The sequence below is a fragment of the Kutzneria viridogrisea DSM 43870 genome (assembly GCF_000525635.1).
In the GTDB taxonomy this organism is placed as follows: domain Bacteria; phylum Actinomycetota; class Actinomycetes; order Mycobacteriales; family Pseudonocardiaceae; genus Kutzneria; species Kutzneria viridogrisea.
In genome coordinates this window covers 2,643,182-2,657,121 of record NZ_CP007155.1, presented here as the reverse complement: position 1 = coordinate 2,657,121, position 13,940 = coordinate 2,643,182, and the positions used below count along the sequence as shown (strand labels likewise).

At 71.1% G+C, this 13,940-nt stretch carries 14 protein-coding genes and 1 pseudogene; 4 read left to right on the top strand and 11 right to left on the bottom strand.

Going from position 1 to position 13,940, the window contains the following annotated elements; genetic code table 11:
- Window positions 1-23: 23 nt before the first annotated feature.
- From KALB_RS12120 to KALB_RS12090, 7 genes and pseudogenes are all read right to left on the bottom strand, one after another.
- The gene (locus tag KALB_RS12120) at window positions 24-539 is read right to left on the bottom strand and encodes an HAD domain-containing protein (RefSeq protein WP_025355981.1); all 516 of its coding nucleotides are present in this window, start codon (window positions 537-539) and stop codon (window positions 24-26) included.
- 14 nt (window positions 540-553) lie between these two features.
- Window positions 554-1,702 carry a YncE family protein gene (locus tag KALB_RS12115; protein WP_025355980.1) on the bottom strand — a complete coding sequence of 383 codons (1,149 nt, stop codon included), beginning with the start codon at window positions 1,700-1,702 and terminating at the stop codon, window positions 554-556.
- Between the two features lie 294 nt (window positions 1,703-1,996).
- Window positions 1,997-3,064 (bottom strand): glycosyltransferase family 4 protein, encoded by a 1,068-nt coding sequence (locus tag KALB_RS12110; protein WP_042220332.1) that lies wholly within the window; start codon window positions 3,062-3,064, stop codon window positions 1,997-1,999.
- A complete protein-coding gene (locus tag KALB_RS12105) occupies window positions 3,061-3,936 on the bottom strand; it encodes a phosphatidylinositol mannoside acyltransferase (RefSeq protein ID WP_148309445.1) in 876 nt (291 codons plus the stop codon). The genes KALB_RS12110 and KALB_RS12105 overlap by 4 nt, the downstream gene beginning before the upstream one ends.
- Before the next feature lie 239 nt (window positions 3,937-4,175).
- Window positions 4,176-4,796: pseudogene (gene pgsA, locus KALB_RS12100) on the bottom strand (phosphatidylinositol phosphate synthase); the annotation flags it as partial.
- A gap of 174 nt (window positions 4,797-4,970) precedes the next feature.
- On the bottom strand, window positions 4,971-6,050 hold the full coding sequence (locus tag KALB_RS43820) for an HNH endonuclease signature motif containing protein (protein WP_025355978.1): 1,080 nt from the start codon (window positions 6,048-6,050) through the stop codon (window positions 4,971-4,973).
- A gap of 100 nt (window positions 6,051-6,150) precedes the next feature.
- The gene (locus KALB_RS12090) at window positions 6,151-6,636 is read right to left on the bottom strand and encodes a MarR family winged helix-turn-helix transcriptional regulator (RefSeq protein ID WP_025355977.1); all 486 of its coding nucleotides are present in this window, start codon (window positions 6,634-6,636) and stop codon (window positions 6,151-6,153) included.
- Between the two features lie 81 nt (window positions 6,637-6,717).
- Here KALB_RS12090 and KALB_RS12085 point away from each other — a divergent pair, with 81 nt between their 5' ends.
- Window positions 6,718-7,263, top strand: a complete 546-nt coding sequence (locus KALB_RS12085; RefSeq protein ID WP_025355976.1) for a YceI family protein — start codon at window positions 6,718-6,720, stop codon at window positions 7,261-7,263.
- A gap of 148 nt (window positions 7,264-7,411) precedes the next feature.
- On the opposite strand, the gene KALB_RS12080 is transcribed toward KALB_RS12085, so the two are convergent.
- The 3 genes from KALB_RS12080 to KALB_RS12070 form a co-directional block, all read right to left on the bottom strand.
- Complete coding sequence (locus tag KALB_RS12080) at window positions 7,412-7,957, bottom strand: HIT family protein (RefSeq protein ID WP_025355975.1); 546 nt, start codon at window positions 7,955-7,957, stop codon at window positions 7,412-7,414.
- A complete protein-coding gene (gene thrS / locus KALB_RS12075; RefSeq protein ID WP_025355974.1) occupies window positions 7,954-9,963 on the bottom strand; it encodes a threonine--tRNA ligase in 2,010 nt (669 codons plus the stop codon). The genes KALB_RS12080 and thrS overlap by 4 nt, the downstream gene beginning before the upstream one ends.
- A gap of 83 nt (window positions 9,964-10,046) precedes the next feature.
- Window positions 10,047-10,784 carry a phosphatase PAP2 family protein gene (locus KALB_RS12070; RefSeq protein ID WP_025355973.1) on the bottom strand — a complete coding sequence of 246 codons (738 nt, stop codon included), beginning with the start codon at window positions 10,782-10,784 and terminating at the stop codon, window positions 10,047-10,049.
- Between the two features lie 115 nt (window positions 10,785-10,899).
- Here KALB_RS12070 and KALB_RS43815 point away from each other — a divergent pair, with 115 nt between their 5' ends.
- The 3 genes from KALB_RS43815 (at window position 10,900) to KALB_RS12055 (ending at window position 13,245) form a co-directional block, all read left to right on the top strand.
- Window positions 10,900-11,250, top strand: coding sequence for a hypothetical protein (locus KALB_RS43815; protein WP_025355972.1), 351 nt, complete (start codon window positions 10,900-10,902; stop codon window positions 11,248-11,250).
- 24 nt (window positions 11,251-11,274) lie between these two features.
- Window positions 11,275-12,267, top strand: a complete 993-nt coding sequence (locus KALB_RS12060; RefSeq protein WP_025355971.1) for a Gfo/Idh/MocA family protein — start codon at window positions 11,275-11,277, stop codon at window positions 12,265-12,267.
- 63 nt (window positions 12,268-12,330) lie between these two features.
- Entirely contained in the window at window positions 12,331-13,245 is a 915-nt protein-coding gene (locus KALB_RS12055; protein ID WP_025355970.1) for a S1C family serine protease, read from the top strand.
- A gap of 87 nt (window positions 13,246-13,332) precedes the next feature.
- Here the strand turns inward: KALB_RS12055 and KALB_RS12050 are convergent, their stop codons facing one another.
- Window positions 13,333-13,890: a DUF4232 domain-containing protein gene (locus tag KALB_RS12050; protein WP_025355969.1), complete on the bottom strand. Its 558-nt coding sequence runs from the start codon at window positions 13,888-13,890 to the stop codon at window positions 13,333-13,335.
- Between the last annotated feature and the right edge of the window lie 50 nt (window positions 13,891-13,940).

The window sequence follows — 13,940 nt, the reverse complement described above, 5'->3', positions numbered from 1 at the left end:
TAGACCAAGCCGCGACGCCCAGGTCAACCGGCCGTTCGCAGGTTCTTGCTCCAGTCCAGCAGCGCCGCGAAGTCCTGCTCGCGCAGGCCGAGGCCGGGATCCACCCAGCGCAGCAGGGCGGGCCGGTCGTGGTGCTCACGCACCCACGCCCGGTCCGCCTCACTGATCTCGTCGTCCACCCAGGCGAAGGGCCGGCCCGCCGCCCAGCGCACCGCGTGCCGGGTCTTCCAGTGCAGCCCCTCGGGGTCACGGCCCTGCCGCCGGGGCCACTCGATCACCGGCAGCTTGGGCAGGTGCAGCGGAGGTGAGATCCACTCGTTGGCCTCGCCCTGCCAGGTGGTGGCCCAGACCAGGTCGAAGGGCAGTGCGCGCAGCCTGGCCCCGTGCGCGGCGTTGAGCCAGACTCGCAGCGCACTGGCGTGCGGCCACAGGCTCGGCTTGGTCCGGTACGAGGTGTAGCCGTGGGGCCGCGGGCCCGGCATGGCGCGGAACGGGTTGAGCGGCCCGTCCACGTCCAGCAGCAGCCACGGCTTGTCCATGACCTCGATGCCTACTACAGGCGCACGACCTGCACCAGACCCTTGCCCTGGCCCGCGTCCTCGAACGCCTTGCCGACCACGTAGAGCCGCTTGTCGTCAGCCCCGAGCACCAGGGAGTACTGGTGCTCGGTGTCGAAGCCGACCAGCGTGCTGTCCACAGTTGCGGTCCCGGTGTTGATGACGGTCACGGCCGCGGCGCCCCACTTGTCCGGTCCGGTGTCGGCCACGTAGAGCCGCCTGCCGTCGTGGCTGAGCGCGATCGGCCGCCAGTAGCCGCTGTTCGGGACTTCCACGGCGGCCACCTGCTTGTCACTGGCCGTGTCGACCACGTGCAGCGCCCCCGGGTACACGCCCATCGCGTACAGCCGCTTGCCGTCCGGGCTCAGCGCGAGCGAACCGATCTCCTCGCTGGGGCCGATCGAGGTCTGCACCTCGCCGAGCAGGCGCGGGGGCACGGTGCTGGCGTCGAAGTGCCGCACGGTGGACGGGAAGGTGCCCTGGCTGGACTGCGCGGAGATGTAGAGGTCACGGCCGTTCGGGCTGATCACCAGGTCGTCCGGGACCCAGCCGCCGACCTTCTGGCTGCCCACCACGGAGTTGCTGGCGGTGTCGACCACGTACACCGTGCCCTGCTCCGGTGAGCCGGGCACGATGACGGCCCCGTTGCGGGTGAAGTACAGGTAGCGGCCGTCGGGGCTGATCGTCTGCGCCCCCATCCAGCCGAAGGAGCTGTTGCCGTAGGTGACCGGCGGGGTGATCGTCGCGACCTGTTGGAGCGCGGCCGTGTCGATCACGTTGACCTGGCCGCTGACCCCCTGGCCGCCCGACTGGAGCGCGTAGAGGCGCCTGCCGTCCGGGCTGATCGTCAGCCGGACCACCGTCTGGTACTCGATGCCCACCCGCAGCAAGGACCGGGTCTTGTTCGTGCTCGTGTCGATCACTCGGATGTTCGACCTCGTCGGCGCCGCGGTGTCGCGCTCCGCGGTGTAGAGCAGCTTGCCGTCCGGGCTGAACACCGGCTGCGCCCCGCTCACCTCGGTCTCGCCGACCTGCACGCTGGCCTGGATGTCGGCCTCGACCTCCCGCGCGGGCGGGTTCGCCGCGGCCTGCGCGGGCACGGTGGTCAGCGCGCACAGCGCGGCCGCGGCGACAATCACTGACATGGGTCTCATCGTCAACATCTCCCCTGGAGTTGGCGTTCTCCCAAGGGAACACGCCACACCCACGCGGCGACACCGCCGCCGGGAGTCAGTGATCAGCGGGCGAAGGGCCCCGGGGCAGGCGTACCGGAACGTCCGACACACCGCACGGGAAGCGCCGACACGCGCAGGAACCCCGCGTGTCGGCGCTTCGGGTACGCCGTGTCGGCGCTTCCGGTACGCCCTCAGCCGCCGAACCGTTGATGTTCCTCGGCTGCGCATCCGTCAGTTCCCCGCGCACCGCTCAGGGCAGTACAGCTAGGCCAGCACCCGGGGGTGGGCCGCGCTGGCGGTCTCGTAGACCCGCAGCACCTGCTGGGCCACCGACGGCCAGTCGAACGCGGTGGCCCGCAGGCGGCCCGCCCCGGCGAGCCGCTCGCGCAGTGCGGGATCGTCCAGCACGGCGGTCAACCCGGCCGCCAGCCCGGCCGGATCGCCGGGCGGCACGAGCACCCCGGCCCGCCCGCCGTCGAGCACCCGGCGGAACGCGTCCAGGTCACTGGCAACCAGCGGGGTGCCCGCGCTCATCGCCTCGGTGAGCACCATGCCGAAGCTCTCCGCGCCGATGTTCGGCGCGCACAGCACGTCCACACTGCGCAGCACCGAGGCCTTCACCTGGTCCTCGACCGGTCCAAGCACGGTGATCCGCCGGTCGGCGGCGCGCAACCGGTCGGCGTCCCCGTGGCCGACGACCAGGACACGCAGGTCCGGGAACCGCTTGGCGAGCAGCGGAAGGGCCGCCAGCAGCACCGGCATGCCCTTGCGCGGCTCGTCGTAGCGGCCCACGAACCCGATCGTGCCGCCCGCGCGCGGGTAGCCGGGCAGCGGCTCGGCGCGGGCGTGGAAGTCCACGTCCACCCCGTTGGGGATCTCCACCGCGTCCCCGCCCAGGTGCTCCACCTGCACGCGGCGGGCCGAGTCGGACACCGCGATCCGCGCGGTGACCCGCTCCATCAGCGGGCGCAGCACCGGGCGCACCGCGAGCAGCCCCCGGGACCGCGCGATGCTGGTGTGGAACGTGGCCACGACCGGGCCGCGCGCCAGGGTCAGCGCCAGCAGGGACACGCTGGGCGCGGTCGGCTCGTGCAGGTGCAGCACGTCGAACTCGTGCTCGGACAGCCAGCGCCGCACCTGCCGGTAGGAACGCGGGCCGAACCCGAGCCGCGCCACCGAACCGTTGTACGGCACCGGAACGGCGCGTCCGGCCGGGGCCAGCACGGACACCTCGTGCCCCAGCGCGCGCAGGGCCGCGGCCAGGTTCACCACGTGCGCCTGCACACCGCCGGGCACCTCCAGCGAGTACGGGCAGACCAGCCCGACCCTCACTCGTCGGCCAGCCAGAGCCGTTGCAGCATGTGCCAGTCGGCCGGGTGCGCGGCGATGTCCGCGGCGAACACGTCGGCCAGCGCCTGCGTGGCCGAGCCGATGCCCTCCACCCCGGCGACCTTGATCGGCGGGTGCACCCGCAGCCCCCAGCCGCGCTCGGTGAACCAGCAGCCCACCGGCAGCAGCGCGGCCCCCGTCGTGGCGGCCAGGTAGGCCGGGCCCGCGGGCATCTTCGTCGTCTCCCCGAAGAAGGTCACCGGCACGCCCCGCTCGGTGAGGTCCCGGTCGGCGAACAGGCACACCACCCGGTTCGCGCGCAGCCGGTCGGCCAGCACCTCAGCGGGCGGACGGTCCCCGCCACTGGTCGGCAGGATCTCGAATCCCAAAGAACGTCGGAACTTGGTGAACCGCTGGTACACCGCCTCCGGCCGCAACCGCTGCGCCACGACCGTCAACGTGCCGGTGTGCCCCAGCAACCACACCCCCGCCACGTCGTAGCTGCCCGAGTGCGGCAACGCGATCACCACGCCGTTGCCCTCGCGCATCGCGGCGTGCAGGTACTCCTGCCCGGAGGCGTTGTCCTCCACCCCGACGTGCACCGCCTCCGGGTCCATCGCGGGCAGCCGGAAGGTCTCGCACCAGTAGCGCGCGTAGGACCGCATCGACAGCCCCACGAGCTCGGTCAGCTCGTCCGGCCCGGCCTTGGGCATCACCCTGGCCAGGTTCGCGCGGAGCTGGCGGACACCCGCCCCGTCGCGACGAGTCGCCAGCTCCGCGCCCCAGCCGAACAACCAGGCCGCCAGCCGCGCGGGCACCCTCGGCACGATCGCCCACGCCGCGGTGTAGGCGGCGGTGGCGAGCAGACCTCTCACTGCTCGCACTCCCCGGCCTGGCCCTGCCCTGGTTCGCGGTCACCGGCTCCCCGGTCACCGGCCCCGCAGAGCCCGGCTTCGCGGTCCCCGGCCTGGCAGTCCCCGGCTTCCCGTTTCCCAGCCCCGCGTTCCCGCGCCTCGCCGTCCCCAGCCACGCGGAGCCCGGCATCCCATTCCTCAGCCTCACGCTGCCCGGCTTCACGAGGCGCCGCACCGCCGTCCCCAGCCTCACGCTGCACCGCACCATGGCCCCCGGCCCCACGATCCCGTGCCGACCTGTGCACCGCGCTCAGCCGCTGCGCCACCGTGATCACCGCCAGCACCGCGAGCGCGCACATCGACACGTCCACCGCGAGGGGCACGCCCAGACCCTGTAGCCCCGTGCCGACCAGCGCCAGGATCAGCCGCTCCGCCCGTTCGACCAGGCCCCCGTCGGCATCCAGCCCCGTCGCCTCGGCCCGGGCCTTGACGTAGGAGATCACCTGCGCGCACACCAGGCTGATCAGCGCCGCCGCCCCCGCCAGGCGGTCCTGCGCCACGACCAGGCACCACCAGGCGATAGCCCCCAGCAGCGCCCCGTCGGCGATCCGGTCACAGCTCGCGTCCAGCACCGCCCCGAACGGCGTTGCCCCACGCGCCCTGGCCACCGCCCCGTCGACCAGGTCGAACACCGCGAAGACCGTCACCACGACCGTGCCCAGGAACAAGTCGTCCCTGGGGAAGAACCACAGGCTCGCCGCGACCGTGCCCAGTGTGCCGATCACGGTGACCACGTTCGGGGTGACGCCGAGGCGGAGCAGCCACGCACCGACCGGGTCGGTGACGCGTGAGACCGAGGCGCGAGCGAAGATGTTGAGCATGGGGCGGGGGCGGCACCTACCTGCACAGAGGAGCGGGTGGGGCCAGCCTAGTAGCCGCGCGGCCAGGGGCGCCTGCCCGCCCTGGGTTGCGAGTCGGTTCCAGTTGCTTCGCTGGTCGCGTCCACTGATGGCTTTGGACGGCAGCAGCGGCCCAGCTCCGTGCCCCGCCGCCGGTCATGGCGGGTCGGGCTCCGCGATCGCCTTCGGCCGGGTCTCGTGCTCGAACCCCAGCGGCGTGATCCACCGCCGCACCCCGTCGGCGCCCCGCGCGAACCGGTACCGGCCAATCGTCTTCAGGTAATGGTGCACATCACAGAACGGCCCCAGATTGCGCCCATCCGTCGCACCACCCGAGGCAAAGCCCCGCACATGATCGATCTCGCATTCCGCCACCGGCCGCAAACAGCCCGGTGCCTGACAGACCCGGTCCCGGACCATCACGAAATCCCGCAACGCCTTCGGCGGCCGGTATCGTTTCCGACCGACCCCGATCGGCATGCCGACTTTGTCGGTGAGGACTTTGCGCCAGTCGCCCTGCGCGGCGATTTCGCGAGCCAAGCTCGCGTCAACGTATCCGACACCCGCAATGTATCCAGGATCGGTGGTCAACCCGAGCAGCGTCCGCGCGGACACGGTCACGTCAGTCCGCACCGTCACCGGTCGATCCGAGCCCAGCATCCGATCGACGAACACATCGGCCTGCTTCTCGCCTCGGGACCGGTCGTCGTCCAGGGCCTCCGCGTCGGCGGTGATCTGGTCGAACACCTGCCGCGCCCGCACCGCGTCCAGGTATGCGGTCAGTTCCGCCATGCCATCAGGCATCGGCTTGTACCGCACCTCGGAGCGTTTCACGGCCCTGACGTGCCGGATCTCCGCACCGAGTGGATCAACCAGGCACACCAGCCGCCCGACCTCGACCCTCAACTCCCCGGAGTTCAGTTCGGCGGCACCGGTCAGCCGGGCGTCCACCTGGCGGGCCTTCTCCTCGTCCAGGTTCTCGGTCAGCTTCCGCACGGCCTCGAACCGGTCCAGGTCCAGCAACCCGTCCCGCATCAACCCGGCCAACACCGGCAGCCGATCCATTGCCGCCGCCTGCTCCTGAAGCCGACGAGCCCTCCCGAGCGGAATGCGCAGCAACAACGCGATCTCGTGGGGATCGTCAAGTTCGGCGGCGCAGCAGAGCAGATCGAATTCGGCGGACGCGAGGCGTTTCCACACCTCAAGCATCCGCTCCGCGATCTCCCTCTTCCCCATGCTTCAATTCTACGCCGAATATCAGACACCGAAGAGTGAATCCTCAGAGGCAGCTTTTCACGGCAAGTGAAATCGCGGCGTTCACCACACCCCGCGACACCTAGTCACCGTCACACGACGCCGCCGGACAACCCGCCCCAGCGTGGTCACGGATCGCCTCGGCGATTTCGCCCAGCTGACGCAACTGCTCGGCGGTGAGCCCGTTGAACAGCGCCGCCCGCACCTCGGTGACATGACCGGGCGCGGCAGCGCGCAGCACGGAGTACCCGAGGTCCGTCAGCGAGGCGAAGGAGCCGCGCTTGTCCGTGGGGCAGGACCGGCGCACCACCCAGCCGTTCTCCTCCAGGCGGGCGATCGCGTGCGACAGCCTGCTGCGCGAGGACCGGGTGAACTCGGCCAGCTCGCTCATGCGCAGCTCGCGGTTGGGCGCCTCGGACAGCGCGACCAGGATCTCGTAGTAGGTGGCGGGCATGCCGGAGTCGCGCTGGAGCTGTCGGTCCAGGCGTTCCCCGACCAGCTTGGTGGCGGCGGTGTAGGCGCGCCAGATCCGCTGTTCGTCCTCGGTCAACCAGCGCGGCTCGTTCATGGCACCATCATACCTCGTTGTTGAACTCTCAACATTAGTGCGCTAGGGTTCAGTTGAGAGCTCAACCAACCAGGAGGAACGATGACCACCGCGACCCAGATCCCCGGCTACGTCGCAGGCACCTGGACCATCGACCCGGTCCACTCGGACGTGACCTTCATCGTTCGGCACCTGGGCGTGTCCAAGGTGCGCGGGCGCTTCAACTCGGTCTCCGGCCAGATCGTCACCGGCCAGGACCCGAAGGACTCCTCGGTGAACGCCGTGATCGAGGCGGGCAGCATCGACACCAAGAACGAGCAGCGTGACGGCCACGTGCGCTCCGCCGACTTCCTGGACGTGGAGACGCACAAGGCGCTGACCTTCACCTCCACCGCCGTGCACGTGGACGGCGAGAGCGTGACGATCGAGGGCGACCTGACCCTGCACGGCGTGACCCAGTCGGTGACGCTGACCGGCGAGCTGGGCGGCTTCGGCGACGGCATGACCGAGGGCGCCAAGGTGCTCGGCGTGTCGGCCAGCACCGAGATCAGCCGCAGCGCGTTCGGCGTCGGCGCGGGCATCCCCTCCGCCGTGGTCAGCGACAAGATCAAGATCGAGCTGGACATCGAGGCCGGTCTGCAGTCCTGACCGGGACCCAGCCACGCCAGAACGGGACTCGCACGCCCCAGACCGGGACTCGCGTGCGGGAGAGCGGGACTCGGCCGCTGCTGAGCGGGACTCGCGGGTGGAAACACCGCGAGTCCCGCCGAGCGGTGGGCCGAGTCCCGCTCCGGCGTTACTGCCAGGCCCCGGCGATCAGCTCGCGGGTCTGCCCGAGCAGTTCGGGGATCGTGCGGGTGCGGCCGATCACCGGCATGAAGTTCGCGTCCCCGCCCCAGCGCGGCACCACGTGCTGGTGCAGGTGCGCGGCGATGCCCGCACCGGCGATCGCGCCCTGGTTCATGCCCACGTTGAACCCGTGCGGCCCCGACACGCGCCGGATCGTGCGCATGGCGCGCTGGGTGAACTCCGCCAGCTCCACGGTCTCCGCGGGCGTCAGGTCCGGGTAGTCGGCCACGTGCCGGTAGGGCACGACCATCAGGTGCCCGGCGTTGTACGGGTACAGGTTGAGCACCGCGTAGACCAGCTCACCGCGGGCCAGGATCAGCGCGTCCTCGTCGGGCAGCGACACGAGCTCGCAGAACGGGCAGCCCTGCGGCTGGTCGCCGGTGGGCTTGTTCTCCCCGCGGATGTAGGCCATCCGGTGCGGGGTCCACAGGCGCTGCAAGGCGTCCGGGACCCCGACCCCGTCCTGACCGACGAGCTCCGGCGGCTCGGTCACGCGGTGAACACCTCGGCGTTGGGCGAGGCGTTCTCCCGGCGCTCGATCCAGTCCACGACCGCCTTGACGGCCTGCTCCACCGGGATGCCGTTGAGCTGACTGCCGTCGCGGAACCGGAAGGACACCGCCCCGGACTCCACGTCCTTCTGCCCGGCGACGAGCATGAACGGCACCTTCTGCATGGTGTGGTTGCGGATCTTCTTCTGCATGCGGTCGTCGGAGGCGTCCACGTCCACCCGGATCCCCCTGGCCCGCAGCGACTTGGTCACCTGCTGCAGGTGCTCCACGTGCTCGTCGGCGATCGGGATGCCGACCACCTGCACGGGGGCCAGCCAGGCCGGGAACGCGCCCGCGTAGTGCTCGGTGAGCACGCCGAAGAACCGCTCGATGGAGCCGAACAGCGCGCGGTGGATCATCACCGGTCGCTGCCGGGAACCGTCACCGGCGGTGTACTCCAGCTCGAACCGCTCCGGCAGGTTGAAGTCCACCTGGATGGTGGACATCTGCCAGGTGCGGCCCAGCGCGTCCTTGGCCTGCACGGAGATCTTCGGACCATAGAACGCGGCCCCGCCCGGGTCCGGCACGAGCTCAAGGCCGGAGTCCAGTGCGGCGGTGCGCAGGGCCTCGGTGGCCTTCTCCCACACCTCGTCGGAGCCGACGTACTTCTCCTCGTTGCGGGTGGACAGCTCGAGGTAGAAGTCGTCGAGGCCGTAGTCGCGCAGCAGGCCGAGCACGAAGCCCAGCAGCGACTTGAGCTCCTCCTGCACCTGCTCGGGGGTGCAGAAGATGTGCGCGTCGTCCTGCGTCATGCCGCGCACGCGGGTCAGCCCGTGGATCACACCGGACTTCTCGTACCGGTACACGGTGCCGAACTCGAACATGCGCAGCGGCAGCTCGCGGTAGGACCGCCCGCGCGACCGGAAGATCAGGTCGTGGAACGGGCAGTTCATCGGCTTGAGGTAGTAGTCCTGGCCGGGCTTGCGGACCTTGCCGTCCTCGTCGTACTCCGCGTCCAGGTGCATCGCCGGGTACATGCCGTCGCGGTACCAGTCCAGGTGGCCGGAGACCTCGAACAGGTTGCCCTTGGTGATGTGCGGGGAGTAGACGAACTCGTAGCCCTCCTCCTCGTGGCGACGGCGCGAGTAGTCCTCCATGGCCCGGCGCACGATGCCGCCCCTCGGGTGGAACACCGCCAGACCCGAGCCGATCTCGTCGGGGAAGCTGAACAGGTCCAGCTCGGTGCCCAGCCTGCGGTGGTCGCGGCGCTCGGCCTCGGCGATCAGCTCCAGGTGCGCGTCCAGCGCCTCCTGCGACTCCCACGCGGTGCCGTAGACCCGTTGCAGCTGCGGGTTCTTCTCGCTGCCGCGCCAGTACGCCGCGGCGGAGCGCATCAGCTTGAACGCCGGGATGTGCTTGGTGGTGGGCACGTGCGGGCCGCGGCACAGGTCGCCCCAGACCGTGTCGCCCGAGCGCGGGTCGAGGTTGTCGTAGACGGTCAGCTCACCGCCGCCGACCTCCATCACCTCGGAGGTGTCCACATCGGACTTGATGTCCACCAGTTCGAGCTTGAACGGCTCGGCGGCCAGCTCGGCCTTGGCCGCGTCCACCGACTCCAGCACGCGCCGGGAGAACCGCTGCGAGCCCTTGATGATCTGCTTCATGCGCTTCTCCAGCGCGAGCAGGTCCTCCGGGGTGAACGGGCGGGCCACCTGGAAGTCGTAGTAGAAGCCGTCCCGGATGGGCGGGCCGATGCCCAGCTTGGCCTCGGGGAACTCCTGCTGCACGGCCTGCGCGAGCACGTGCGCGCAGGAGTGCCGGATCACGCTGCGGCCGTCGTCGGTGTTGGCGGCCACCGCCTCGACCTCGGTGTCCACCTCGGGCGCCCAGGACAGGTCGCGCAGGCGGCCCTCACCGTCGCGCACCACCACGACCGCGTCGGCGCCCTTGCCGGGCAGGCCCGCCTCACGGACCGCAGTGCCCGCGGTAGTCCCGGCCTGCACCACCACGCGGGGTGCTTGACCTGGGCCTGCGGGACGTGGCTGCGACACGGTGACTCCTTCGACGGGCGTGCTGGCTCTGGCAGTCCATGCTATCGAGCAGCGACCAGCCAGTTCGCCGGAGCCCTCGACTCGGCGCACAGCGGCCAGGCCAGCGCGAGCACGATCAGCGCCACCGAGCAGCCGGTGGTGGCCAGCACCGGCCCCAGTCGCGGCACGGCGGACTCCACCTCGAACGCCGCGAGCACCACCAGCGGCGGCACGAGCAGCGCGATCCAGGCGGTGCGGCGCACCGCGAGCAGCCCGTAGACGGCACCGCACAGCGCGGTCGCGCCCAGCGTGTCGGACAGCCGGTGCCAGCCCAGCGCCACGGTGCCGCCCGCGACCAGTGCGGCCGCCAGCGCCCCGAGCACGGCGGCGGCCGGTCGCGCCCGGTCGGGCAGCACGACCAGCAGCGCGAGCACGATCGCCACCACCGCCGTGACGTGCCCGCTGGGGAAGCTGTTGTGCCCCGCCGCCCGGCTGACGTGCAGCGCGGGCCTGCTCAGCAGGTCCAGCTTGAGCAGCTGCGAGGCGCCGATCGGCAGCGCGAGCACCCCGGCGGCCGTCAGCGCCAGGGCTGGCCGCCTGCGCAGCAGCGCGATGCCCAGCACGACCACGGCGCCCAGGCCGATCAGTACCGGGCTGGCCGCGCCCAGTGCGCCCGCACTGTCGGGCACGAGGTCGGCGAGCACGAGGTTCTCGGCCCGCTGGCCGGGGTAGGTCCGCACGAAGAGCAGGTAGCTCAGCACGCAGGCGAGCAGGCCGCCCGCGCAGGTCATCAGCCGCATGGGGCCAGGCTCGGCGGGGTTCGTGCGAGCACTGTGCCCAGAAGGTCATGGTTTCGCTACAAATCCGACAGGTCGCCCTCAGCGGACACACAGCCAGTACGCACAACCTTGAGTCATGTCCGAGGAGAACACCCCCAAGCCAGAACCGCAGCCAGGGCCGGAGCAGCCCGAACAGGCGGTCCACACCGAGCAGCCCGCACCCCAGCCGGAACCGCCGCTGGCCCCGCCGCCCACCTACTACCAGCAGCCCGCGTACGCCCAGCAGCCCAAGCCGCCGGGCGGGTTCCAGCGCTTCGTGGGGCACCGCGCCACGCAGCTCGTCGCGGCCCTGGTGCTGGGCCTGGTCGTCGGCGGGGGCACGGTGGCCGCGTTCACCCACCACGCCGGACCGGCCGGTGTGGAGCGCGGGCACTTCCGCGACGGCGGCGGCCAGCGCCAGTTCCCCCGAGGCGGCTACGGCAACTGAGACCGGGTGCTGGATGATCGCTGGATGACGGTTTCCGGAACGGTGCGGATCGGGGTGCTGGGCGCGGCGCGCATCGCCCCACAGGCGGTGATCGCGCCCGCCCGCGCGTCGGCGGAGGCCTCGGTGGTCGCGGTCGCCGCCAGGGACGCCGAGCGGGCCGCCGCCTTCGCCGCCCGCCACGGTGTGCCGAAGGTGCACGCCAGCTACGAGGACCTGCTGGCCGACCCCGACATAACGGCGATCTACAACCCGCTGCCCAACGGGCTGCACGCGCCGTGGACCTTCGCGGCGTTGCAGGCGGGCAAGCACGTGCTGTGCGAGAAGCCGTTCACGGCCAACGCCTCCGAGGCCGAGGCCGTCGCCGAGGCCGCGCAGCGCTCCGGCCTGGTCGTGATGGAGGCCTTCCACTACCGCTACCACCCGGTGGCCCGGCGCATGGCCGAGATCGTGGCCAGCGGGGAACTCGGCGAGCTGCGGCACGTGCGGACCTCGGTGTGCTTCCCGCTGCCACGCTTCTCCGACATCCGCTACCGCTACGACCTGGCCGGTGGCGCCATGATGGACGCGGGCTGCTACGCCGCGCACATGGCGCGGCTGCTCGGCGGTGAGCCGGAGGTGGTGTCGGCCAGGGCGAAGCTGCGCGGCCCACAGGTGGACCGGGCGATGACCGCCGAACTGCGCTTCCCCGAGGGGCACACCGGCACGGTGACGGCCTCGATGTGGTCCTCGGACCTGCTGCGGATCTCCGCGCGGGCGGTCGGCTCGCTGGGTGAACTGCGGGTGGTCAACCCGCTCGTGCCGCAGCTGTGGCACCGGATCACCGTGCGCACCGCGCGGGGCCGCCGGGTGGAGCGGCTGGACCGCCGCCCCAGCTACAGCTACCAGCTCGACGCGTTCTGCGACGCCGTGCTGCGCGGGCAGCCCACCCTGACCCCGCCCAGCGATGCCGTGGCCACCATGAAGGTGATCGACGCCGTGTACCTGGCCGCCGGGCTCAGGCCGCGCGGGCTGGACTGATTTCTTGGGTGGTCCATGGCAACGCCTCAGGTTGTTCTCATGTAGCGGCGCCACAGTTGGACCATGACCGAGACCCCGCAGTTCCACGGCAGCGACACCCCCACCCCGCCCACGGGATTCCCGAACCCGCTGTTCGTGCAGCAGCAGGTTCCCCAACAGCAGCCGCCGCCAGCCCGCAAACCGCGCCGCGGCATGGCGCTGGTCGCGGCGGCGGCCGTCGCCGCCGCGCTGGTCGGCGGCACGGCCGGTGCCGTGTACACCAGCACCTCGCTGGCGTCGCCGGGCAGCTCCATCAGCTCGTCGGACTCCGGCGGCGCCACCGCGACCCCGGCCAGCAACCAGAACTCCGGCACGGTCAGCTCGGTGGCCGCCGCTGGCCTGCCCTCCGTGGTGCAGATCCAGACCCAGAACGAGATCGGCTCGGGCGTGGTCATCAGCTCCGACGGCCAGATCCTGACCAACAACCACGTCGTGGCCGGGGCCGGCACCGTCAAGGTGACCTTCAACGACGGCAGCAGCGCCACCGGCACGGTGCTGGGCACCGACCCGACCACCGACCTGGCCGTGGTCAAGGTGTCGGGCAAGTCCGGGCTCAAGGTCGCCGCGCTGGGCGACTCCTCGCAGGTCAAGGTGGGCGACAAGGTGGTGGCCATCGGCTCGCCCGAGGGCCTGCAGGGCACCGTGACCTCCGGCATCGTCAGCGCCCTCAACCGCACCGTCACCGCCTCGGACAACCAGAGCGGCGGCTCCCCGTACACCCGCAGCGGCAACTCGAAGACCACCTACAAGGGCATGATCCAGACCGATGCCTCGATCAACCCCGGCAACTCCGGCGGCGCCCTGTTCAACATGCAGGGCCAGGTGATCGGCATCAACTCGGTGATCTACGCGCCCAGCGGCGGCAGCGCGGGCCTCGGCTTCGCGATCCCGATCAACCAGGCCAAGGAGATCGCCAAGCAGCTGGTGGCCGGCAACTGAGCCACGACTGACGGGGTCATGTCATGAAGGTGCCGTTCGAGACACTAGACGTCTCGAACGGCACCTTCATGACATCTCACGGGCAGGTCACGCGGTGGGCGCGGTGCCCTGGGTCATGGCGCCGACGTCGATGGTGTGGCTGACGGAGTCGGCGTCGACGGCACCGAGGTCCCACGGCAGGTCGACGTTCGGGTTGATGTAGTCGCCGTGCATGTTGTACTCACTGGGGGCGGCGAAGCTGACCGCGTTGGGGGTCTGCTGCCCGTCGGTGGGCTCGATGCTGGTCCAGTGCAGCGGGACGTAGGCCGAGGAGCCGTCGCTCAGCGCCACCGAGGGCGCGTCGGCCGGGGCCTGGTCGTTGACCAGCACGTTGTGCGCGCCGATGAGCTTCACATCCAGCTTGCCGGGCAGGGTGCAGCGCTCACCGGGGTTGGCGGTGAACTGGATCGCCGCGTAGCGGTTGCCCATGCCCGCACCGCCGTAGACGAGCTTGCTGGTGAACTGGTTCGAGGTGCAGGGGAAGACGCTCGGTACGTCCGGGGTAGCGGCAGCAGCGGTGCCCGCGACGAGCGTGGAGGCACCGGCGGCGGCACCGGCCACGGCGAGAGCGAGAGCGGTGCTGCGGAGCGTGGTGCGAACGGTCATGGTCGTACCCCTTTCTACGTGCACGGGCAGGCTCTCCACCCGTTGACAGG

Excerpts from the sequence above, each read along its gene's own strand:
- KALB_RS12120 (WP_025355981.1), bottom strand. The coding sequence starts at position 539 with ATGGACAAGCCGTGGCTGCTGCTGGACGTGGACGGGCCGCTCAACCCG.
- KALB_RS12115 (WP_025355980.1), bottom strand. The coding sequence starts at position 1,702 with ATGTCAGTGATTGTCGCCGCGGCCGCGCTGTGCGCGCTGACCACCGTG.
- KALB_RS43820 (WP_025355978.1), bottom strand. The coding sequence starts at position 6,050 with ATGGGGAAGAGGGAGATCGCGGAGCGGATGCTTGAGGTGTGGAAACGC.
- KALB_RS12090 (WP_025355977.1), bottom strand. The coding sequence starts at position 6,636 with ATGAACGAGCCGCGCTGGTTGACCGAGGACGAACAGCGGATCTGGCGC.
- KALB_RS12085 (WP_025355976.1), top strand. The coding sequence starts at position 6,718 with ATGACCACCGCGACCCAGATCCCCGGCTACGTCGCAGGCACCTGGACC.
- KALB_RS12070 (WP_025355973.1), bottom strand. The coding sequence starts at position 10,784 with ATGCGGCTGATGACCTGCGCGGGCGGCCTGCTCGCCTGCGTGCTGAGC.
- KALB_RS43815 (WP_025355972.1), top strand. The coding sequence starts at position 10,900 with ATGTCCGAGGAGAACACCCCCAAGCCAGAACCGCAGCCAGGGCCGGAG.
- KALB_RS12060 (WP_025355971.1), top strand. The coding sequence starts at position 11,275 with ATGACGGTTTCCGGAACGGTGCGGATCGGGGTGCTGGGCGCGGCGCGC.
- KALB_RS12055 (WP_025355970.1), top strand. The coding sequence starts at position 12,331 with ATGACCGAGACCCCGCAGTTCCACGGCAGCGACACCCCCACCCCGCCC.
- KALB_RS12050 (WP_025355969.1), bottom strand. The coding sequence starts at position 13,890 with ATGACCGTTCGCACCACGCTCCGCAGCACCGCTCTCGCTCTCGCCGTG.